Raw genomic sequence first — 20,689 nt, forward strand, 5'->3', positions numbered from 1 at the left:
AGTTACTCCTGATCGACTTCGATACTTTTGATTTGCATGCCGCTGTCGTTTTCCCGCTGTAAACCGGGACTTTGGCAACGCGGGCAGACCTCTTCCCCGCTCACCTCAACGCTTTCATTACAGTTCCAGCACCAGGCCAGCGAAGGACGGTGTGACAGGTGCAACTGACACCCTTCTGCCACCGTTCCCCGACAGGTTATCTCAAAGCCAAAACGCAGCGCGCTCTCCTCGATACAGGCAAACGCCCCCAGCTCCAGCCAGACGCCCGTTACCCGCTTTGCCCCATGCTGCTGAGCCTGTTGTTCAAGAATCTCAACCAGGTTCTGGCACAGGGAAAGCTCATGCATACTCGCCGCCTTTAAGGCCGGCAAACAGGGCACGGCGGCTGAGTTGCGGGTCACGCACCGGCAGTGAAAGCACCATCCGCAGGCAGTCCTGGGCCAGTGCTTTTCCCTGTCCGACGGTGAGATCATGCGCCAGCGGCGACATCAACGAACAGGCGCAGTACTGGGATACCCCGTCCAGTTCACCGACGGTAAACATCATCTCACCAAAGGGAAGTTGCAGGCCCAGCTTCTCCCCCACTTTTCGCGCCGGCCAGGACTGTTCCGGGCCGGGAAAGATAGCAAGGCTCAACATCCAGGGCGTCAATACGCAGCCGATCCATTGCCCTTCAAACAGCGTAAAGCCGGGGACAAAAACCGGCATAGTCGGATGCAAAAAGGGCAAATCCTGCATCTCTTCTGCGGCAATACGCGAAAACGCAGCTTCCACCAGGCTATGCGGGGATTGTTGAAAACCGGAGAAATCACACATATGCACTCTCCCGCAATGCCGGGGTAACACCGGATTCGTGTAACGCCGCAAGCACCGCCTGTACCGCGGGCTCCAGACTTGCCTCAACGGTCGGGGTAAGTCCGATGTTGGGTTCCAGCGAGTGGGGAATGACCCCCACCAGCGTAATTTTGTCCGGGAATTCGCCCGTAAAGCGCAGGGCGGAAAGGACATCAGAAAGCCCCAATTGATGGGGCGAAATTTTATTGTTGAACAGCACGGGCACCTCTTCATCACGCAGGATAAGCAGCGCGCCAGGCTCGCTTTTGCGTGACACGATCGCATCAACGATGATCAGATGGGTGCGATTCGCCATAGCCTCCAGCAACTCCATGCCAGCAGTGCCGCCATCCAGCACCTCTACGCCTTCTGGCATAACATAACGCTGTTCCAGTGCTTCAATAACGCGAACGCCAATGCCTTCATCGCTCAGTAAAATGTTACCGACACCCAATACCAAAATACGCATCACAACACCTTCACCGAGACAACATCGTTGCCATCCGCATCGACTACATGCACCGCGCAGGCCATACAAGGGTCAAACGAGTGGATGGTACGCACGACTTCCAGCGGTTTGTTCGCATCCGCAATCGGGGTGCCAATCAGCGACTGCTCGTACGGCCCGACATCGCCATTCGCATTACGCGGACCGGCATTCCAGGTTGATGGCACTACCGCCTGGTAGTTGCTGATTTTCCCGTCTTTGATAACCATCCAGTGCGACAACATACCGCGCGGTGCTTCCAGGAACCCCACCCCTTTAAACTCTCCCGTTGCGGGAATGTCCGGCTTCACAAAGGTCACGTGGTCGCCTTTACCGATATTGGCAATCAGCGCGTTGTACTGGTGCTGCAGAATATGCTGTAGCTCGCAGGCGTGAACGGTGCGTCCAATTACCCGCCCCAGGGTGGAGTGCAGTTGTTCTACACCAAGCGTTTTCCCGGTGAGTTTCTGGTAAATAGCGATGATATCGTTAAGTTTTTCCCAGGTTGCTTCCCGTTTCGCGGCCAATTTATTGAGCATATTCGCCAGCGGGCCGACTTCCACCGTTTTGCCATAGAAGGTGGGAGATTTTACCCAGCTGTATTTGCCTTCGTCCTGCCAGCCCGTATAGGCAGGCACGGTCGTCCCTTCCCACGGCGCCTGCGGCTCCTCATCTTTATACCAGGCGTGTTTCGCGCTCTCCTGAATTCCCTTGATCAAGTATTCATCACTGTGGGAGGTGATTTCACGGCGGGTAGACAGGTCACCGTTAGCAATGTAGCCGCCGGGGAAAAGGAAGCTGCCATTGCGGGCATCGGTGGGGAATTCCGGCGCGCTCAGATAGTTAACCGCGCCTTTGCCCATTGTAAGCCATTCCGGGTAGAACGCCGCGATCACCGCCGTATCGACCTTGTAAACCTGCTCGACAAAGTCCTCAAGGCGGTCAATGAAAGTTTTGATGTACATCAGGCGCTCAAGATTGAGTACGCCCAGTCCATCGAGATTAATCGGGTTAGCCACGCCGCCAACAGCCAGGTTCTGGATATGCGGGCTTTTGCCACCGAGCAACGCCACCACGCGGTTGGCATCACGTTGACACTCCAGCGCCTGCAGATAGTGCGCCACGGCAATCAGGTTAATTTCCGGCGGCAGTTTCATCGCCGGATGTCCCCAATAACCGTTGGCGAAAATACCTAACTGCCCGCTGGCTACCAGCGTTTTGATTTTCTGCTGCACTTTGGCGAACTCTTCGGCGCTATTAAGCGACCAGCTCGAGATGCCTTTTAGCAATGCCGAGGCTTTTTGCGGATCGGCCTGCAGAGCAGAGGTGATATCTACCCAGTCGAGTGCGGAAAGCTGGTAGAAGTGCACGATGTGGTCGTGGGTAGTATGCGCCGCCAGAATAATATTTCGAATGTACTGAGCGTTCAGCGGCACATTGATTTTCAGTGCGCTTTCTGCCGCACGTACCGAGGAAATCGCATGGGTGGTGGTGCAAACGCCGCAAATGCGCTGCACGATCATCCACGCATCTCGCGGATCTCGCCCTTTCACAATCTCTTCCATTCCGCGCCACATGGTTCCCGATGCCCAGGCTCGGGAAACCACGCCGTTTTCAATTTCGCAATCAATGCGTAAATGACCCTCAATACGGGTCACCGGATCGATGGTGATACGTTGACTCATGCTTTACTCGCCTCATGGCTTTTTGATTGTTTTAACGGGGGAATTATGGGTAACAGGCGGATAAGTAGGATGTACGCGCAAATCTCCGTTGCCACAAAACCAATGGAAATGATCAGCTCTTCAGCCGTTGGGAAGTAGTGGTAGCCATCGCCGGGGTTGAATGCCAGCAACGAGTAGGACAACCGCCACAGCGCACAACCCAGCAGCATGCTCACGGCACCGGTAAACAGGAACCGGGCGTCGCTGCGCAGGCGTGGAACACGAAACACCACCAGCGGGAAAGTCAGCAGCAGTATTTCGGCCCAGAACATCAGGCTGTAACCATCCCCGGCAAACGCGAGTGACAGTTTGTTACGCCAGATAAGCTCGCCAAAGCGCGCCACCAGAAACAGTACCAGCAGCACGCTCAATGTACCGGTGAGCTTCGAGAACAGATGCCGTTCATCAGGCCCGTTGCCTTTCAACCCGGCCTGGAGCAGAGAGCCTTCAAAAATGAGGATTGAGAAGCCCATAATAAACGCCGTCAGCAATGAGAAAAGCGGCAGCATTTCATAGCTTTGCCACAGCGGATGCACTTTATGCCCGGCGGCAATCATCAGCGATCCCATAGAAGACTGGTGCATGGTGGGCAGCAACGCTCCCAGCGCAATAACGAAAAACATCACTTTATTGAGCCGTTTTAGCGACACCTTCCAGCCCAGGCGCTCCAGCAACGCGGGGGCAAATTCCAGCGCCATCACGCCGATATAAATCGTCATGCAGACTGCCGTCTCGAACAGCACCGAATTGACGTTAAAATGGCCCGGAATGTAGAAATATGGCAGGTTCCAGTAGCGACCAACGTCGACAGTAATGGACAGCCCCCCCAGCGAATAACCGAACAGGCTCGCCAGCAGCGCCGGACGCACCAGCGGGTGGTATTCGCCACGATTAAAGGCATAGACCATCCAGGCGAGCGCCCAGCCGCCGCAGGCGAAACCGGTGCCGATCAGCAAGTCGAAAGCAATCCAGATCCCCCATGGATAACCGCCATTCAGATCGGACACAGATCCCAGACCGAAAACCAGACGTTTGAGAATAAACAGCCCGCATAAAACGATTAGCGGCCCAAACATGTAAATCGGCTTACTGAGTAACTTTCCGCCAAGCGGCTGCGGATCATGATGCATCGTCATCCCCTCCCTTGTGGTCATCGCTTCGGGTATGGCGGTACACCAGCGTGGTCAAGCCCGCAAGCACGGCCAGCGGCAACATCATGCCCTTATACACCGTATGCTGAATGTTTTCTGAACGCGCACCGGTCGAAACATCATCCAGCTCCGGCAAACCCAGACAGGTATAAGGTACGCCCGTCAGTACCATAACCTGCGTCCCACCGCCTTCATGTTCACCATAAAGATGGGGGTGGTATTTTGGGACTTCGCGAACGTTAGGATCGTTGGTATTCAGTGTCTGGCGCGGGTATGAATATTCACTGCCGGGTTGCAGTTTCAGGCGCTTTTGCGCCTCGGCCATTAACGCTTCACGCGTACCGAAAATCACCGCGCCGGTCGGACAGACTTCGACACATCCCGGCAGCCCCCCTTTGTTGAGCCGCTCCACGCCCACCTGATTACAGAGTTCACATTTATGCAGCGCGCCAAAGGGATTGTCGTAGTCGTACTTGGGTACGTTGTAGGGGCAGGCAACCATGCAATAGCGACAACCGGTACAGACGCTGGCGTCGTAATGCACAATGCCGGTTTTGGGATCTTTTTTCAGGGCCGAAACCGGGCAGACAGAAACACAGTTAGGATCGACGCAGTGCATACACTGTTTTTTGATGTAGGCATAACCGTCTGTCGGCTGATCTTTATGCTGCGCCGTACCACTACGCCATACCTGGATAATATTGTTGGTATAGGGAGTTAGTTTGGCGTTATTAGACCAGGTCTGTTCGCCCTGCGGGTTACGCGCCGGGAAGTTGATGTCCTGACAGCGGGTGACGCACGCCTGGCAACCGACGCAGAGGGTGGAGTCGTACAACATTCCCCACGCGCCCGGTATTGCCGGACGGTTATGCACGGCGGCGGAAACGGGCAATGCTCCCCCCGCCAGTAGCGCTCCGCCTGAGGCCACCTTCAGAAAGTTACGTCTGTTCACGGTCACTCTCCCTGTGAGTCAGCGTTGTTTTTCTTTTGCTGGCGGCCCAGCTCGCGCACCGTCATTACCCCGACGCCTGCCAGTAATCCCACCACACCACCAAGCAGACCGACAGCGGAAGCCGACATCACGCCGCCTTCTTTACTGTTGACCTGTGGTTTATCAACACGAGGTGTTGTGTTCTCAACGTGCGCCAGTTGGTGGATGCCTTTGTGGAAGCCCACACCCTCTTCGTTGCAGCCATAGCAAGGGTGGCCAATGGAAACCGGCCAGACGCCGCCCACATCGCAAAATTGCAGTGTTGAACAGTTACCCCAGGTTTCCGGACCTTTACAGCCTAAATGGTAGAGACACCAGCCTTCACGATGCCCCTCATCGCCAAACTCTTTGGCAAAGCGTCCGGCGTCGAAATGTGGACGTCGTTCGCAATGTTCATGAATCAGGCGACCATAGGCAAAGAGCGGACGATTTTTCGCGTCGAGCTTCGGCGGTTTGCCAAAGGTGATGATGTGCGCCACGGTGGCGAGGAAATTGTGTGGGTTTGGCGGGCAGCCCGGAATGTTAATCACCGTTTTACCGGGCAGCACATCTTGCAGCCCCACCGCCCCGGTTGGGTTGACGCCGGCAGCGGCAACGCCGCCCCATGCCGAACAGGAACCAATCGCGATAATCGCCGCGGCATTTTCCGCCGCTTTACGGATATGGTCGATAATCGGCTCGCCCGCTACCATACAGTAAATACCGTTGTCTTTTAGCGGAATCGACCCATCCACCACCAGAACATACTGCCCTTTATAGGTTTCCAGAGCGTGATGTTTGTTCTCTTCAACCTGGTGACCAAACGCAGCACTCAGTACTTCGTGGTACTCCAGCGAGATGGTTTCCAGCACCAGGTTTTCAACGGTGGGATGCGTTGCGCGTAACAGTGATTCAGTACACCCTGTACACTCCTGCGCGCCAATCCAGACCACGGGTGGGCGCTTGTTCTGGGTAACGGCCTGCGCCATCTTCGCAGCAGCATTGCTGCTAAGCCCCATCGTGGCCGCCAGCGCGGTACAAAGCTTCATAAAATCGCGACGATTAATGCCGCAGGAGGTAAAAGACGTCAGTTGAGGAATTTCGTCAGCCATGCATTGTCATTCCTTTGCCAAAAATTAACCCTGCTTTTACCCTGTTTTTAGATAAGAGTTGTGCGTGTGCGATCAAGTAATCACACAAAAACTGGGGCTATATATAGAAAAAATTCAATATCGGAGCAACAGATCACATTGATTTGCGAAATGAAATAAAAAAAGCCGCATCCGGAGATACGGCTTCTTAAAAGAGGTAAATATGGCTGAAAGCATTCGGCAATGAGCTTAACGTTCGCCCCGATAACCCGCCATAAAGAAACGGATTACCGTGCTGGAATGACTCTCACGAAAAAAATCCATGATCATCTCTTTATCCAGCCCATAACGGCGCGTCAGCACACCTGCCTCCCAGGCGCTTAGCTGCCTGTCACCGGTTTTTTCGAACATGCGATGCGAAAAACCGAGCACAAAACCGCGTTTATAGTCAGAACAAAAATGCGCGACGCGACTGGCCTCATCCGCCTGTGTTGCCTTAAGCCCTGCCATCAAGCCTTTGCCAAAATGGTTTTCCATTCTTACTGCCCCCAATCGGTATATACATAACTATATAGCGATGTATTGAGCAGTGATAGCGTTATTTAAAACGCGACCCATTCATCTGCCGAAGCCGCGGCTTTCTTAGCGGTACCGCGCAGTGCAGGGGTTTTCACTGACGTCGGCGCTGCGACGTTAACCTGCTCATCAGCAGACAAACGGAACTGTTGTACAGAACGCTGCAACTCTTCTGTTTGACGCTCAAGCGCAGCCGCCGCAGCAGAAACTTGTTCTACCAGCGAGGCGTTCTGCTGGGTGACGCTATCCATCTGCGTGATGGCGGTGCCCACCTGAGAAATGCCTTTGCTCTGCTCGGCGGATGCGGCCGCAATCTGTTTCATGATGGTGGTGACTTCGCTAACCGCACGCAGAATACCTTCCATCGTCGTGCCGGTGTCATTGACCAGTTTGGCTCCTTTCTCCACGCGGCTGACGGAGTCCGCGATCAGCGACTCGATCTCTTTCGCCGCGCCCGCGCTTCGGCTGGCGAGGTTGCGCACTTCGCCTGCCACTACCGCAAAGCCACGCCCCTGCTCGCCCGCACGTGCCGCTTCAACGGCGGCGTTAAGCGCCAGGATATTGGTCTGGAAAGCAATGCTGTTAATGACCGTGGTGATTTCGGCAATTTTCTTCGAGCTTTGAGAGATACCATCCATCGTGCTGATAACTTCATCTACCAGCGCCCCGCCTTTGCTCGCCGTGGAGGAAGCGACATCGGCCAGTTCACTTGCCTGGCTGGCGTTGTCGGCGTTCAGTTTTACCGTCGCCGTCAGTTGTTCCATGCTGGCCGCCGTCTGTTCCAGCGCTGCCGCCTGTTCTTCGGTTCGGGAAGAGAGGTCATTGTTACCGCTTGAAATCTCCGCCGCACCGCGCCAGATATTTTCACTGCCGTTACGGATAGAGCTGACAGCATCACGCAGGCTATCCTGAGTCGCACGCAGTAAGGGCACAACACGCCCTACGCAATTGCGGCCAAAATCGGGGATTGGCTGGCTAAGGTCGCCCTGCGCCATTTTCGTGAAATGATCACGGATGGCATCCAATGGCCTCACCAGCATGGCCACCAGGTAGCGGTCAGTAAATAACAGAATCAGTAACCCCAGCACCATTGCCACGATAATAATCACACGGGTGATGTGGGTCTGGGTGTCAACCATCACGCGAGTTTCATCGAGACTGGCGCCAGCCGCTTTGTTAAAGCTGTCCGTGATGGCGCCAAATGCCCGGCTCAATGCTGGCGTCACGTTGTTTGCCTGCTGACGATAGGCTTCAACCGACCCCTGCTGGGCCGCCTGCATCTGCGGTGTGATGCCCTGATCAAGCAGCGCCTGCCAGGCCGCGATCACCTGCTCTGATACCTTCGGATCCATCGGTCCTGGCGAGATAGCTTTAAATTCGGTGAGTTTTTTCGCCATGTTTTCAAGCGACTGCTGCGCAGGAGCAAAATCGACTGCGCCGCCTGCTGTTTTTGTCTCCATCGCACGACTCAGGCGCGTCACAAAACGGAAGTATTGGTCATTACCCTGGCTAAGTAATGTCATTTGAGACACCAGTTGGCGATCGACTTCATTGCCATCTGATACTTTTGAAAGCGAGAAAACGCTATACAAACCGACACCGGACCACAGCAGGCCAAAAAGGCCCAGGATCACCAGCATGACGATTCGGATAGTAAAGTTTTGAAGCATACGCATAATTATTTCCTTGCAGTGAAGGGACATGCTTACTCGAAAGTGAGAGTTAATTCCTTTATCGGCACCGTTCAGGAAACATGTATGGTTCAAAGTAAAAAATTGATCACAAAATGTGCAATAATTATCCATATGAAAAGATGACTTCTTACTGCTTACGGATGTTATTTCTTGACAAGAAAAGGCGATTTATCTTTCATTTCTTAAGGTTAGCAACCTAACTACACCGCAGGTAACTGCTTTATATCATGAGAGAAATATATTTCCCCCCTCAGTTCTGCAACGTAGATTAAATTAACGCAATTTCCATAAATAAAATAAAAGCCTTCCACGATCACCTTTAAAAATTATAATAGCTGTCAGAAAATAAAGAAAAGCATGCGCCCCACAAGTGGATTAAAAATAAAAAAAAATGCTAAAAAAAATATAAAAATCGCATTAAATATGTCGCCAGAAATAATCAAAAAGGGGCATTAACTCCGCATTATGAATGCCGTAAAGGCATATTTTTATTAGCCGTCATAGTGACAAAATACGGTATTTACCGCAACGCCTGCAGTAAGCCATAACACGCTGATTAAAAAGAAATAAACTACATAGCACGCTGCGCTAAACGCGACACAAACCAGGCAGCATGGCGAGGCGCGTGGGATACAAAATGTTATTTCACACATATTCGGATAAATATACTTTATCGTTTATCCCTCTCACGGTTGCAGCGATTCCCGAACCCCATAATCTAAGAATTTTCTCAGAAAAGTTGCGCATCTTCCGGAAAAGCCCGTCGCCTGCATCATCGCCAGTGCTGGCGATATGAAGCATTTGCGCAAGTCTATTTTGCCTGACCGTGACGCTTTAAGCGCTATAATGCAGCGTAGGTCCGAGTTTCCTCACCGGTTTACGTTTCGACCATCCATTCACCACCTTATAATTTTGCAATGAAATTATTATCAGAAGCGAGGCTGACGAAGAGATTTATCACATCAGCCAGGCAAGGCATGCCGTCGTGTGCTTGCTCAACAATCATCCGCATTAAAAACACAAAGTCTTGTTGTGACACGGTGGCAATATAGAATAAAAACATTGTTTCAGCCCTACACCTACAAGAAAGGAGACACCATGTCCTGGTTTGCCAACCCTGCTCGCTATGAGCAGATGCAGTATCGTTACTGCGGTAAGAGCGGCCTGCGCCTGCCTGCATTATCGCTGGGTTTATGGCACAGCTTCGGCCATGTTCATGCCCTTGATTCCCAACGCGCCCTGTTGCGTAAAGCCTTTGATTTAGGCATCACCCATTTTGACTTAGCCAATAACTACGGGCCGCCTCCAGGTAGCGCAGAAGAGAACTTTGGTCGTTTGCTGCGTGAAGATTTCGCCGCTTACCGCGATGAGTTGGTGATATCCACCAAAGCGGGTTACGACATGTGGCCCGGTCCGTACGGTTCCGGCGGTTCCCGTAAGTACTTACTCGCCAGCCTCGATCAAAGCCTGAAACGCATGGGGCTGGACTATGTCGATATCTTCTATTCGCATCGTGTCGATGAGAATACACCGATGGAAGAGACCGCCGCAGCGCTGGCCCAGGCCGTACAGAGTGGTAAAGCGCTTTATGTCGGCATCTCGTCTTATTCAACGCCGCGAACCCAGACAATGGTCGCCTTGCTACGCGAGTGGAAGATCCCCCTGTTGATCCACCAGCCTTCTTATAATTTGCTTAACCGCTGGGTCGATAAAACGGGCTTACTGGAGACGCTCGAAGCCAATGGCGTTGGCTGTATCGCCTTTACCCCGCTGGCTCAGGGGTTGCTGACCGGAAAATACCTTAACGGCATCCCGGAAGGGTCGCGGATGCAGAAAGAGGGGAAAAAAGTTCGCGGCCTGTCGGAAAAAATGCTGACCGAAGCCAACCTGAGTAGCCTGCGATTGCTCAACGAGATGGCCAGCGCGCGTGGTCAGTCCATGGCGCAGATGGCGCTGAGCTGGCTATTGAAAGATCCTCGCGTCACCTCAGTATTGATCGGCGCAAGCCGTCCGGAGCAACTGGAAGAAAACGTCCTGGCGTTAAATAATCTGACGTTCAGTGAGCAAGAACTGGCACAGATTGATAAGCATGTCGCCGACGGTGAACTCAACCTCTGGCAAGCCTCCTCCGATAAGTAAAACAAGAAGGGGGCGCAGCTCCCTTCCTTTATTACCATTCAGGTGGTTTATGAGCGATAAAGAGAAAAATTCGCCATATTCACCCCGGCATTGACGCACTTTCAGCGGGTAACTCCCGTTATCCCGCTTTTTATCCCCGCTAATCACCGCATTGCCCTCTGGTTATTTATAGCATCATAAGTCATATCGACTGTATAACCAGAGGCATTCAGTATGTCGTTAACGTCAGAGCCGGAAGCTCAATCGTTGCCATTCCTGGGAATGGCGCCGTTTTTACGTATGAGCATCGCAGGTGTTGACTTCTCCTCAATGACACAAGAAATGATCGCTCTTGCGGAAAAAGCGCCGGAAGATGCGACCCTGTGGATGAACCTGGCCATCGCTATGATGAGCCTAAAGCACGAAGAGTCAGGTCTGCAAATTCAAAACCAGGCGCTGCAAATGCAACGCGTCTACCACTGGCATGCGCGTCAGCCGACGAAACTGCGCGTACTGCTGCTGATGGTGCCGGGTAATCTTTCGGCCAATATTCCGCTCGACTGCCTGCTTGAAGACAGCGACATCGATCTTATCCATTATTATGTTGATCCCGGTGCGCCGCACCCGTTGACCTCCCCTGTGCCGGAGCACGATCTGGTCATGGTGGCCATCGGCGCCAGCGACGAGCAAGCTGCCGTTTTACAGCGCCTGGAAAACGTACTTCACGACTGGCCGAAGCCGGTTCTGAACTCACCTCAAAATGTCCCCAATTCTGAGCGTCACAACGCCAGCATCCTGCTGCAAAACGTGCCCGGTCTGGTGATCTGCCCGGCGCTACATATCAGCCGCCAGTCCCTGCAGTCTGTGGCTGCGGGAGAAAAGTCCGTGTCTGATATCGCCGACGATCACGCATTCCCGATTATTCTGCGTCCTGTCGGCAGCCACGGTGGCCATGGTCTGCAAAAAGTGGATGACCGTGAGGCCGTCGCGTCCTATCTGCAGCACCACGAAGGCGATATGTTTTTTCTGTCGCGTTTCGTTGATTACAGCAATGACGACGGGCTGTTTCGCAAAATGCGCCTGGTGCTGATCGACGGCAAAGCGTATGCCTGCCATATGGGCGTGTCGTCCAACTGGATGATTCATTACGTCAACGCAGGCATGTACGAAGACGAAAACAAGCGCGCCCAGGAAGCTCGCTTCCTGAACGAATTCGCTGATTTTGCCGCACGCCACCATGATGCCCTGGAGGCAATTAGCCAGCGCACAGGCCTTGAGTATATCGGTATCGACTGTGCCGAGACGCAGAGCGGCGAATTACTGATTTTTGAAATCGATCCGGCGATGGTCGTACACGCCATGGACGACGAAGAGATGTTTCCCAACAAGCAGATTCATATGCATAAAGTCAAAACTGCGATGCGGGAAATGTTGTTACAACGAGCCGGTAAAACGCGCTAACCCATTTATGCTACACAGGTATGAACATGTCATTGAATCCGAATAACGCACTGAATTTCTCCGGCGGCCCGGGCGCGCTGCCCGAAGTGGTTTTAAACCAGGTCCAACAGGCGATCATTAATGTCCCTGAGGCGGGACTGTCCATTCTTGGTATCAGCCACCGGTCAGACTGGTTTGAAAATGTGGTGCGCGAAACCGAAAACAATATTCGCACGCTGTTGGGCCTGCCTTCTGACTACCACATCCTGTTCCTGCAAGGGGGGGCGACACAGCAGTTCTCTATGGTCCCGATGACCATGCTGCGGGGGAAAAAACACCCGGCAGAATATTTTGATACCGGCTACTGGAGCCGTAAAGTGGTGACCGAAGCCATGCGTGAAGGCCCGGTTCGCGTCATCTGGAGTGGCGAGCAGCATGGTTATCGCCGTCTGCCAACCGATGAAGAATTAGATTTTTCACCGGACGCGCCCTACATTCACTATGTCTCGAATGAGACGGTAGAAGGTCTGCAATTCAATCGCATTCTGGGTCGCGACGATGTGCCGCGTGTCTGTGATATGTCTTCTGACTTTTTGTCGAAGCCGTGTGAAGCGGATAAATTCTCGCTGATTTATGCCCATGCGCAGAAAAACATTGGCCCGGCAGGCGTTACCATCGTACTGGTTCGCGACAGCGTGGTACAAAACGCCCCGGATAACCTGCCGTCATTCCTGGATTATCGCCGCCAGGTTGAGTCTCATTCGAACTTCAACACCCCGCCGGTCTTCGCCATTTATGTTGTCTTGCTGGTCACCCGCTGGCTGCTCAATGAGGTCGGTGGGCTGGAAAACATGACGCAAATCAACCAGCAAAAAGCGAAATTGCTGTATGGCCTGATTGACGGTAGCAACGATTTCTACCGTCCGTGGGGTGAAGCGGCCTTCCGCTCTGATATGAATGTTGCATTCAATTTGCCGACCAAAGATCTGGAAGCGTTATTCCTGAATGAAGCAACGGCCGCCGGCTTCTCCGGCTTGGGTGGTCACCGCGCCATTGGCGGCGTGCGCGCCTCAATCTATAACGCGCTAACGCTCGGAGCGGTAGAGAAACTGACCGGTTTTATGGAAGATTTCCGTTTTAAACACCACGCGAAATATTAATCCCCCTTCACCACTGCTGCTCCGGCAGCAGTGGCTCGTCAGGGCGAGTTACACCTCTGCCGGGTCAATCTCCGGACGCTTATATTCTGGCCATACCAACACGACCAGTTCCGGGTAGGCTTCCATACTGAACTCGCGAAAACACTGGCGCAGGTTCAAAACGTCAAGGTCGGAGTACATCACTTTTTCGCCGTTTAAACAGCGCTTTTTAATATTGTCATAATACTTGTACACAGCGGAATTGAGATCGCTGCAACGGCGCTGTGCCTCAAATAACCCTGGTACGCTATTAAGTTCCGCCATGTTCATACGCTTAATCGTCGCATGAAGAAAATCGATATATTCGTGATTTACTCGCCAGTACCACACCGGGGTAATGGCATTCATTAGCATTGCGAAATGGTCTTCACCCTCCTCTTTGGACAGAGGCTTAGCTTGCTGGGCCAACGTTTCAGTTTCATCTACGGACGGCTTTTTATTGTTTTCGCGCATCAATAAAAGTACGCCGCCCGTTAACAGCAATAAAATGACAACAGAATAATAAATACTGTTCATGTGCAGGCTCCATTTTTTTTGATTTTAAAAGTGCGTCATGATATTGTCAACGAACCTCACGCCCAAACTTCGCCTACCTTATTGATATTTAAGGATATTAGAAATGCTCCCCGAGAATCTTGTCCCGGCTCGATTTCACATTTCTGTTACGGAAACAGAACCGGGAGAAGCAGAAAAAGATACTAATTTAACTCAGGGAAAAAGAACGCTCTCTGATTATGCCAGCGATATATTGGCGAACGCCAATCGTACCGGGCAGTCGCGGAATATGTTGCTTGAAGAGCGCGATCGTCATATAAAAGACCGATTATATCGTGTGGTAAAAATCGAAACTTTTGCCCGCCTGCTGAACGACTTGCAAGCCGAAGGCGAGATTGATGCTCAGGCATTAAGCCAAATAATTACCGAAAAGACCAAACAAATTAATGAAGCCGGAAATGAAATTTGGCTTAATCTCATTACCCGTGAAAAAGATACGCCTTTGTTTTATAAACTAGGGGATGAATGACGTGGAGAAAATAGATAATAACGACGTTTATTTGACTGTAGACAATCAACCCAGCGACGAATTTATCTTAAAGCAAAATATTGATGCACTCATTCAAAGTAAGAATGCCACCATCCAGCGTATTGCCCATGAGCTCATCTCCATCCCCGCAGCCCTTGTGCGGCTAAAGTGGCAAAATCGCCGGGAAATCTATGCTTTTCAGGTGAAAGAGGAGATCTACGGTGCGACCATCAACGCTATCGTGCAAGAGCGTCCTGAACTGCTGGAAAAAGTAATGGCCAGACTGGAAGCCAATTACCAGCATATTCTTGCCAGAGAGACAGCAACCCTGCGTATCAGCCGCAAACTTGCCGATGCAGAATACCGTACCGCGGTTGTGACTACCGTCGCGCCTGAGGAAAAAACCACGCCAGAAGACGCTGAAACGCCCCTTTCCTCAGAGCCTGCGCAAGCGCAGAAATAACCTTATAAGCCCTCCAGTTATTATCAATAATTATTCACCATATTTGATTATTTACTGAATAATCCCCACGTTTAACGTGTTCTAAAGTACAAATTAAACACTCCTAAAATAATGCGTTATATCGTTAGCTGAGCGGAATGCTTAAATGAAAAAGGCCGGCCCACAGGCCAGCCTTAATTAGCAAACGCGAGGGTTACTTCGCGGCGGCGGTCTCTTCTCCGACCAGCCCTATTTTGAGATATCCCGCGCGATGCAGGGTATCCATCACCTTCATTATGGTTTCGTAGTCAACGGTCTTATCTGCGCGGAAGAAAACCGTCGTATCCTTCTTGCCTTCGGTGACAGCATTAAGCTGAGTAACCATCGTTTCGTCGGTCACCGGCTCGTTACCAATGAACATGGTGTTATCCGCTTTTACGGACAGGTAAATCGGTTTTTCCGGGCGCGGCTGCGGCTGGCTGGTAGAGGCCGGCAGATTAACTTTCACATCTACCGTCGCAAGCGGCGCGGCCACCATGAAGATAATCAGCAGAACCAGCATAACGTCGATAAACGGCGTAACGTTGATTTCGTGCATTTCGCCGTTATCGTCGAGGTTTTCGTTAAGACGCATTGCCATGGGGCATCAACCTACTCGTAGTTTCTGGGCGGCGTGGACGGGTTTCGCAGAAGCGCTGGCAGCCAGGTCCAGGTCGCGGCTTTGCAGCAGCAGAACCTGTGCGGCAACATCACCCAGCGTCGCTTTATAACCGCCGATCATGCGGGCGAAGATGTTATAGATAACCACCGCTGGAATCGCGGCCACCAGGCCGATCGCGGTCGCCAGCAGCGCTTCCGCGATACCCGGCGCGACCACAGCAAGGTTAGTGGTCTGCGTCTGGGCAATACCGATGAAACTGTTCATGATACCCCATACGGTACCAAACAGCCCCACAAACGGGGAGATGGCGCCGATAGTCGCAAGGTAACCATTACCACGGCCCATATGACGGCCCGTAGCGGCAACGCGACGTTCCAGACGGAAACCCGTACGCTCTTTAATACCTTCGTTGTCTTCGCTACCTGCGGACAACTCCAGCTCATTTTGGGCTTCGTTAATTAACTGCGTACTCAGACTTCTGGCATGGAAAGAGGAGGCAATTTCACTGGCCTGATCCAGCGAACGGGCATCGGCCAATAATTGCTGTTCACGTTTAAGACGGCGTTTATGCGCAATCATCTCAGCGCTTTTACTAAAGAAGATTGCCCAGGTGACCACTGATGCCAGAATCAACCCGATCATCACAATTTTTACTACGATGTCGGCATGTTGATACATACCCCAAACGGAAAGATCCGCCTGCATCAAATTATTACCCACTGTGTATCTCCACGACGCATATCACAAAATCTGAGCATAATAATATCAAAACATCGTCGAATTGATAGTAGTTCTCATTAGTATTTACATACTGCCGCAATATCCCCGCGTTTTCCTTGCGCTCACGCAGTAAAAAAGTCTCATAGCTGAGTATTCATAAAATTTTATGCTTTATCAGAACGAGTATCGATGCATCACCTAGCATTCATGGTAGTCTGGACATCCAGACGTATAAAAACAGGTTAAGCGAACATGACGGCGAAGCATATTGATACTGCTCTGGTTAACGCGGGGCGCAGCAAGAAATACACGCAGGGTTCGGTGAATAGCGTTATTCAGCGAGCTTCCTCTCTGGTTTTCGATACGGTCGAGGCGAAAAAGCAGGCCACGCGCAACCGCGCGAAGGGCGAGCTTTTTTACGGACGTCGCGGCACGCTGACCCATTTCTCGTTACAGGAAGCCATGTGCGAGCTGGAAGGTGGCGCTGGCTGTGCCCTTTTCCCCTGCGGCGCAGCTGCGGTAGCCAATACCATCCTGGCGTTTGTCGAACAGGGCGACCATATCCTGATGACCAACACGGCCTATGAACCCACACAGGATTTCAGCACCAAAATCCTCGCCAAACTGGGGGTAACCACCAGCTGGTTTGACCCGATGATCGGCGCAAGCATTGTGCGTCTGATACAGCCCAACACCAAAATCGTATTTCTCGAATCACCAGGCTCGATAACCATGGAAGTCCATGATGTGCCGGCAATCGTGCAGGCGGTCAGAAGCGTTGCGCCCGAGGCGATCATTATGATCGACAATACCTGGGCTGCGGGCATTCTCTTTAAGGCGCTTGAGTTCGATATCGATATTTCTATCCAGGCAGCCACCAAATACCTGATTGGTCACTCTGATGGCATGATTGGTACCGCGGTTTCCAATGCCCGCTGTTGGGATCAACTGCGCGAGAATGCCTATCTGATGGGGCAAATGGTCGATGCTGATACGGCGTATATGACCAGTCGCGGCTTGCGTACCCTTGGCGTACGCCTGCGTCAGCATCATGAAAGCAGCCTGAAAATCGCACAGTGGCTGGCTTCGCACCCGCAAGTCGCGCAGGTTAATCATCCGGCGCTGCCAGGTAGCAAAGGACACGAGTTCTGGAAGCGCGATTTTAACGGCAGCAGCGGTCTGTTTTCCTTCATTCTGAACAAGCGCCTTAACAATGAAGAGATGGCGGCCTACCTCGATAATTTCTCGCTGTTCAGCATGGCCTACTCATGGGGCGGGTATGAATCATTAATTCTGGCAAATCAACCGGAACAGATCGCGGCTATCCGTCCTGACGGCGGCGTGGATTTTAGCGGTACGCTGATTCGTGTTCATATTGGTCTGGAAGATGTTGATGATTTAATTGAAGATTTGGCTGCAGGCTTTGAGCGCATCGTATAAATTGTTATCTGCTGGTTGAAAATTCTCATTACGCCAGCAGAATACTCTGTATTAATTGCGCCTGGGATCAAGGTGTTTCGGGCGATAAGCGGGTACAATAGCCTTCTCTAAGCGGTACCACAGGAAAGTCCATGGCTGTAATTCAAGACATTATCGCTGCGCTCTGGCACCACGACTTTGCAGCGCTGGCGAATCCACATATTGTTGGCGTCGTTTATTTAGTGATGTTTGCCACTCTCTTTTTAGAAAACGGATTGCTTCCAGCCTCGTTTTTGCCTGGGGACAGTTTGCTTTTATTGGCTGGCGCGCTGGTGGCGCGTGGTTGCATGGACTACCTGTCGACACTCGTAATCCTGACTTCTGCCGCCAGCCTGGGTTGCTGGTTGAGCTACCTGCAGGGGCGTTGGCTGGGGAATACCCGCGTGGTGAAGGGCTGGCTGGCGCAGTTGCCGGAGAAATATCATCAGCGGGCGACCTGCATGTTTGACCGACACGGTTTGCTGGCGCTGTTGGCTGGGCGCTTCCTGGCGTTCGTGCGCACCCTGCTGCCAACCATGGCCGGGATTTCAGGTTTATCCAGCCGCCGTTTCCAGCTTTTCAACTGGCTGAGCGGCCTGCTGTGGGTCGGCATGATCACCACGCTGGGCTACGCCATCAGCATGATCCCCTTTGTAAAACGCCACGAAGATCAGGTGATGACATTCTTGATGATTCTGCCGCTTTTCCTGCTGGTCGCCGGGCTGGTGGGAACACTGGCCGTGGTGATTAAGAAAAAATACTGCAGCGCCTGATACTTTTCCTCTTTTCCTTCTCCCAAAAGGAGAAGGAAAATCAGCCTCCCTGCATCATACGAATACGCGCCGCATCTTCCCCCGGCGTGACGCCAAAATAGCGTTTAAACTCGCGGCTGAATTGGGATGGACTTTCATAACCCACCCGAATGGCCGCAGCGCTGGCCTTCATACCATCGTGGATCATCATCATCCGTGCTTTGTGCAGACGGTAGCTTTTGAGGTATTGCAACGGCGAAGTGCTGGTCACCGATTTAAAGTTATGGTGAAACGCAGAGACGCTCATATTCGCCTCAGCGGCCAGTTCGTCGACGCTCAGGTTTTCTGTGTACTGGCTCTCAATGCGTTTAAGCACCCGGCTGATTAAGCTGAAATGGGTCTGGCGGCTGACCAGCGCCAGTAATGCGCCGCCACGCGGCCCGGTGAGCACGTGATAGAGCAGTTCACGAATGATCTGTTTACCCAGAATACGGGCGTCCAGCGGGCGTTCCATTACGTCGAGTAAACGTTCCGCCGCACACAGAATTTCCTCGGACAGGGTGGCTGAGTTGATACCACTTGCCGCCATCGCGGGCTGGAAAGATTCATCTTCGCCGATATCCATCAACAGTTCCTGTAACTGCAGAATGTCGACGTTAAGGCGTAATCCCGCCAGCGGAACTTCTGGCGTTGCATAGGTTTCGCACTCAAACGGTAAAGGTACGGTAAGGAGTAAATATTCATTGGTATCGTAGCGAAACACACGCTCATTGATATAACCAATTTTATGGCCCGAGAAGAGAAAAACGATCCCCGGCTGATACATCACCGGGGTACGGGTTCCCGGCTCAGTGCCGTAAAGCAAACGGATATCCGGAAGCAGCGTGCTGAGATAATTTTCATTATTTTTCAGTGTTTTTACTTTTTGCGTTAATACCTGGCAAATCTCGTCACGGTTCATAATTCGCCGCTCCTTCACTGTTTTTTGACCGCTACAGTGTGCAATCTTTTGTGCGGTTTCTCCAGTGACCTGGAGAAACAGGCAAGACATCGGCAGAAATGTGCATTGAGAGACAAGCCCGCCACGGCCACAATTAATGCCATCGGGCAGCATCCTGCCTGCTCTTCTATCACCCACCTAAAGGGAACGAGCAATGAACAACTTTAATCTCCATACCCCTACCCGCATCCTGTTTGGTAAAGGCGCGATTGCCGATTTGCGTGAACAAATTCCGACAGACGCTCGCGTACTGATTACCTACGGCGGCGGTAGCGTGAAGAAAAACGGCGTGCTGGATCAGGTATATAGCGCGCTGGAAGGTCTGGATGTACGGGAATTCAGCGGCATCGAACCCAACCCGTCTTACGAAACCCTGATGAAAGCCGTCAAAATCGCCAAGGATGACAACATCACCTTCCTGCTGGCGGTCGGCGGCGGCTCTGTACTGGATGGCACCAAATTTATCGCCGCAGCGGCCCATTACGCCGATGGCGTGGACCCGTGGGAAATTCTGCAAACCTACGGCGGCAAAATCACCAGTGCGATCCCAATGGGCTCCGTGCTGACCCTGCCAGCCACCGGTTCCGAATCCAACAAAGGCGCAGTTATCTCCCGTAAAACCACCGGTGATAAACAAGCATTTATGTCTGAACACGTTCAGCCGATTTTTGCCGTGCTGGATCCGGTATACACCTACACCCTGCCGCCGCGTCAGGTGGCAAACGGCGTTGTCGATGCCTTCGTGCATACCGTTGAGCAATATGTCACTTACCCGGTGAACGGTAAAATTCAGGATCGCTTCGCTGAAGGTATTCTGCTGACGCTCATCGAAGAAGGCCCGAAAGCGCTGAAAGAACCGGAAAATTACGATGTTCGCGCCAACGTCATGTGGGCGGCCACCCAGGCGCTGAACGGCCTGATTGGCGCGGGCGTGCCGCAAGACTGGGCGACCCATATGCTTGGCCATGAACTGACGGCAATGCATGGCCTTGATCATGCCCAAACGCTGGCGATAGTGCTCCCTGCTCTGTGGAATGAAAAACGCGACACCAAACGCGCCAAATTGCTGCAATACGCAGAACGCGTCTGGAATATCACCGAAGGTTCCGAAGACAGCCGTATTGATGCCGCTATCGAAGCAACCCGTGGTTTCTTTGAACAGATGGGTGTACCGACTCGCCTGTCCGGTTACGGTCTGGACGGTAGCTCCATCCCGGCGCTGCTGGCAAAACTGGAAGAACACGGCATGACAAAACTTGGCGAACATCAGGATATTACCCTTGATGTCAGCCGTCGCATTTACGAAGCGGCACGCTAAGCTTTTTACTCCGCTGCCTTTCGTTTTTGG

Annotated in this window: 21 protein-coding genes; 8 read left to right on the forward strand and 13 right to left on the reverse strand. The window is 52.4% G+C overall.

The annotated features are described in order from the left end of the window. Positions 1-2: 2 nt before the first annotated feature. From hypA to AAIG39_RS19055, 9 genes are all read right to left on the reverse strand, one after another. Positions 3-347 (reverse strand): hydrogenase maturation nickel metallochaperone HypA, encoded by a 345-nt coding sequence (gene hypA / locus AAIG39_RS19015; RefSeq protein WP_090083355.1) that lies wholly within the window; start codon positions 345-347, stop codon positions 3-5. Beyond that, positions 340-816, reverse strand: coding sequence for a hydrogenase-2 assembly chaperone (hybE, locus tag AAIG39_RS19020; RefSeq protein ID WP_090083354.1), 477 nt, complete (start codon positions 814-816; stop codon positions 340-342). Before hybE ends, hypA begins: the two co-directional genes overlap by 8 nt. After that, the gene (locus tag AAIG39_RS19025; RefSeq protein ID WP_090083352.1) at positions 809-1,303 is read right to left on the reverse strand and encodes a HyaD/HybD family hydrogenase maturation endopeptidase; all 495 of its coding nucleotides are present in this window, start codon (positions 1,301-1,303) and stop codon (positions 809-811) included. Before AAIG39_RS19025 ends, hybE begins: the two co-directional genes overlap by 8 nt. Continuing rightward, positions 1,303-3,006: a hydrogenase 2 large subunit gene (gene hybC, locus AAIG39_RS19030; RefSeq protein WP_090083351.1), complete on the reverse strand. Its 1,704-nt coding sequence runs from the start codon at positions 3,004-3,006 to the stop codon at positions 1,303-1,305. Before hybC ends, AAIG39_RS19025 begins: the two co-directional genes overlap by 1 nt. Beyond that, positions 3,003-4,175 (reverse strand): Ni/Fe-hydrogenase cytochrome b subunit, encoded by a 1,173-nt coding sequence (hybB, locus tag AAIG39_RS19035; protein ID WP_090083349.1) that lies wholly within the window; start codon positions 4,173-4,175, stop codon positions 3,003-3,005. The genes hybC and hybB overlap by 4 nt, the downstream gene beginning before the upstream one ends. Then, the gene (gene hybA, locus AAIG39_RS19040) at positions 4,165-5,148 is read right to left on the reverse strand and encodes a hydrogenase 2 operon protein HybA (protein ID WP_343194498.1); all 984 of its coding nucleotides are present in this window, start codon (positions 5,146-5,148) and stop codon (positions 4,165-4,167) included. Before hybA ends, hybB begins: the two co-directional genes overlap by 11 nt. 2 nt (positions 5,149-5,150) lie before the next feature. Further along, the gene (gene hybO / locus AAIG39_RS19045; RefSeq protein WP_343194499.1) at positions 5,151-6,278 is read right to left on the reverse strand and encodes a hydrogenase 2 small subunit; all 1,128 of its coding nucleotides are present in this window, start codon (positions 6,276-6,278) and stop codon (positions 5,151-5,153) included. Positions 6,279-6,506: 228 nt separating this feature from the next. Continuing rightward, the gene (locus AAIG39_RS19050) at positions 6,507-6,794 is read right to left on the reverse strand and encodes a DUF2623 family protein (RefSeq protein ID WP_103278086.1); all 288 of its coding nucleotides are present in this window, start codon (positions 6,792-6,794) and stop codon (positions 6,507-6,509) included. Between the two features lie 65 nt (positions 6,795-6,859). Then, positions 6,860-8,509, reverse strand: a complete 1,650-nt coding sequence (locus AAIG39_RS19055; protein WP_343194500.1) for a methyl-accepting chemotaxis protein — start codon at positions 8,507-8,509, stop codon at positions 6,860-6,862. Positions 8,510-9,625: 1,116 nt separating this feature from the next. On the opposite strand from AAIG39_RS19055, the gene AAIG39_RS19060 reads away from it, so the two are divergent. The 3 genes from AAIG39_RS19060 (at position 9,626) to AAIG39_RS19070 (ending at position 13,245) form a co-directional block, all read left to right on the forward strand. Further along, on the forward strand, positions 9,626-10,666 hold the full coding sequence (locus AAIG39_RS19060; protein ID WP_343194501.1) for an aldo/keto reductase: 1,041 nt from the start codon (positions 9,626-9,628) through the stop codon (positions 10,664-10,666). Positions 10,667-10,879: 213 nt separating this feature from the next. Next, positions 10,880-12,106, forward strand: coding sequence for an ATP-grasp domain-containing protein (locus tag AAIG39_RS19065; protein ID WP_103278089.1), 1,227 nt, complete (start codon positions 10,880-10,882; stop codon positions 12,104-12,106). Between the two features lie 26 nt (positions 12,107-12,132). Beyond that, the gene (locus tag AAIG39_RS19070; protein WP_343194502.1) at positions 12,133-13,245 is read left to right on the forward strand and encodes a phosphoserine transaminase; all 1,113 of its coding nucleotides are present in this window, start codon (positions 12,133-12,135) and stop codon (positions 13,243-13,245) included. A gap of 48 nt (positions 13,246-13,293) precedes the next feature. Here the strand turns inward: AAIG39_RS19070 and AAIG39_RS19075 are convergent, their stop codons facing one another. Beyond that, positions 13,294-13,800, reverse strand: coding sequence for an ESA_00282 family adhesion-associated protein (locus tag AAIG39_RS19075; protein WP_047373113.1), 507 nt, complete (start codon positions 13,798-13,800; stop codon positions 13,294-13,296). Positions 13,801-13,903: 103 nt separating this feature from the next. On the opposite strand from AAIG39_RS19075, the gene AAIG39_RS19080 reads away from it, so the two are divergent. Beyond that, the gene (locus AAIG39_RS19080) at positions 13,904-14,308 is read left to right on the forward strand and encodes a hypothetical protein (protein WP_103278090.1); all 405 of its coding nucleotides are present in this window, start codon (positions 13,904-13,906) and stop codon (positions 14,306-14,308) included. Position 14,309: 1 nt separating this feature from the next. Continuing rightward, entirely contained in the window at positions 14,310-14,771 is a 462-nt protein-coding gene (locus AAIG39_RS19085) for a cytoplasmic protein (protein WP_343194503.1), read from the forward strand. A gap of 193 nt (positions 14,772-14,964) precedes the next feature. Here AAIG39_RS19085 and exbD read toward each other — a convergent pair whose 3' ends face one another. Together exbD and exbB are read right to left on the reverse strand one after the other, a co-directional pair. Further along, the gene (exbD, locus tag AAIG39_RS19090) at positions 14,965-15,390 is read right to left on the reverse strand and encodes a TonB system transport protein ExbD (protein ID WP_103278092.1); all 426 of its coding nucleotides are present in this window, start codon (positions 15,388-15,390) and stop codon (positions 14,965-14,967) included. A 6-nt stretch (positions 15,391-15,396) separates the two neighbouring features. Continuing rightward, positions 15,397-16,131: a tol-pal system-associated acyl-CoA thioesterase gene (gene exbB / locus AAIG39_RS19095; RefSeq protein WP_103278093.1), complete on the reverse strand. Its 735-nt coding sequence runs from the start codon at positions 16,129-16,131 to the stop codon at positions 15,397-15,399. Between the two features lie 252 nt (positions 16,132-16,383). Here exbB and metC point away from each other — a divergent pair, with 252 nt between their 5' ends. Both metC and yghB read left to right on the forward strand, forming a co-directional pair. Then, a complete protein-coding gene (gene metC, locus AAIG39_RS19100) occupies positions 16,384-17,571 on the forward strand; it encodes a cystathionine beta-lyase (RefSeq protein WP_343194504.1) in 1,188 nt (395 codons plus the stop codon). A 131-nt stretch (positions 17,572-17,702) separates the two neighbouring features. Then, positions 17,703-18,362, forward strand: a complete 660-nt coding sequence (yghB, locus tag AAIG39_RS19105; RefSeq protein WP_103278095.1) for a DedA family general envelope maintenance protein YghB — start codon at positions 17,703-17,705, stop codon at positions 18,360-18,362. Between the two features lie 40 nt (positions 18,363-18,402). Here yghB and AAIG39_RS19110 read toward each other — a convergent pair whose 3' ends face one another. Next, on the reverse strand, positions 18,403-19,302 hold the full coding sequence (locus AAIG39_RS19110; protein WP_103278096.1) for an AraC family transcriptional regulator: 900 nt from the start codon (positions 19,300-19,302) through the stop codon (positions 18,403-18,405). A gap of 193 nt (positions 19,303-19,495) precedes the next feature. On the opposite strand from AAIG39_RS19110, the gene yqhD reads away from it, so the two are divergent. After that, positions 19,496-20,659 carry an alcohol dehydrogenase gene (gene yqhD, locus AAIG39_RS19115; protein ID WP_343194505.1) on the forward strand — a complete coding sequence of 388 codons (1,164 nt, stop codon included), beginning with the start codon at positions 19,496-19,498 and terminating at the stop codon, positions 20,657-20,659. The last annotated feature ends 30 nt before the right edge of the window (positions 20,660-20,689 follow it).

It is taken from the genome of Phytobacter palmae (assembly GCF_039409775.1).
GTDB lineage: Bacteria > Pseudomonadota > Gammaproteobacteria > Enterobacterales > Enterobacteriaceae > Phytobacter > Phytobacter palmae.

Excerpts from the sequence above, each read along its gene's own strand:
- hypA (WP_090083355.1), bottom strand. The coding sequence starts at position 347 with ATGCATGAGCTTTCCCTGTGCCAGAACCTGGTTGAGATTCTTGAACAA.
- hybE (WP_090083354.1), bottom strand. The coding sequence starts at position 816 with ATGTGTGATTTCTCCGGTTTTCAACAATCCCCGCATAGCCTGGTGGAA.
- AAIG39_RS19025 (WP_090083352.1), bottom strand. The coding sequence starts at position 1,303 with ATGCGTATTTTGGTATTGGGTGTCGGTAACATTTTACTGAGCGATGAA.
- hybC (WP_090083351.1), bottom strand. The coding sequence starts at position 3,006 with ATGAGTCAACGTATCACCATCGATCCGGTGACCCGTATTGAGGGTCAT.
- hybB (WP_090083349.1), bottom strand. The coding sequence starts at position 4,175 with ATGCATCATGATCCGCAGCCGCTTGGCGGAAAGTTACTCAGTAAGCCG.
- hybO (WP_343194499.1), bottom strand. The coding sequence starts at position 6,278 with ATGGCTGACGAAATTCCTCAACTGACGTCTTTTACCTCCTGCGGCATT.
- AAIG39_RS19050 (WP_103278086.1), bottom strand. The coding sequence starts at position 6,794 with ATGGAAAACCATTTTGGCAAAGGCTTGATGGCAGGGCTTAAGGCAACA.
- AAIG39_RS19055 (WP_343194500.1), bottom strand. The coding sequence starts at position 8,509 with ATGCGTATGCTTCAAAACTTTACTATCCGAATCGTCATGCTGGTGATC.
- AAIG39_RS19060 (WP_343194501.1), top strand. The coding sequence starts at position 9,626 with ATGTCCTGGTTTGCCAACCCTGCTCGCTATGAGCAGATGCAGTATCGT.
- AAIG39_RS19065 (WP_103278089.1), top strand. The coding sequence starts at position 10,880 with ATGTCGTTAACGTCAGAGCCGGAAGCTCAATCGTTGCCATTCCTGGGA.
- AAIG39_RS19070 (WP_343194502.1), top strand. The coding sequence starts at position 12,133 with ATGTCATTGAATCCGAATAACGCACTGAATTTCTCCGGCGGCCCGGGC.
- AAIG39_RS19075 (WP_047373113.1), bottom strand. The coding sequence starts at position 13,800 with ATGAACAGTATTTATTATTCTGTTGTCATTTTATTGCTGTTAACGGGC.
- AAIG39_RS19080 (WP_103278090.1), top strand. The coding sequence starts at position 13,904 with ATGCTCCCCGAGAATCTTGTCCCGGCTCGATTTCACATTTCTGTTACG.
- exbD (WP_103278092.1), bottom strand. The coding sequence starts at position 15,390 with ATGGCAATGCGTCTTAACGAAAACCTCGACGATAACGGCGAAATGCAC.
- metC (WP_343194504.1), top strand. The coding sequence starts at position 16,384 with ATGACGGCGAAGCATATTGATACTGCTCTGGTTAACGCGGGGCGCAGC.
- yghB (WP_103278095.1), top strand. The coding sequence starts at position 17,703 with ATGGCTGTAATTCAAGACATTATCGCTGCGCTCTGGCACCACGACTTT.
- AAIG39_RS19110 (WP_103278096.1), bottom strand. The coding sequence starts at position 19,302 with ATGAACCGTGACGAGATTTGCCAGGTATTAACGCAAAAAGTAAAAACA.
- yqhD (WP_343194505.1), top strand. The coding sequence starts at position 19,496 with ATGAACAACTTTAATCTCCATACCCCTACCCGCATCCTGTTTGGTAAA.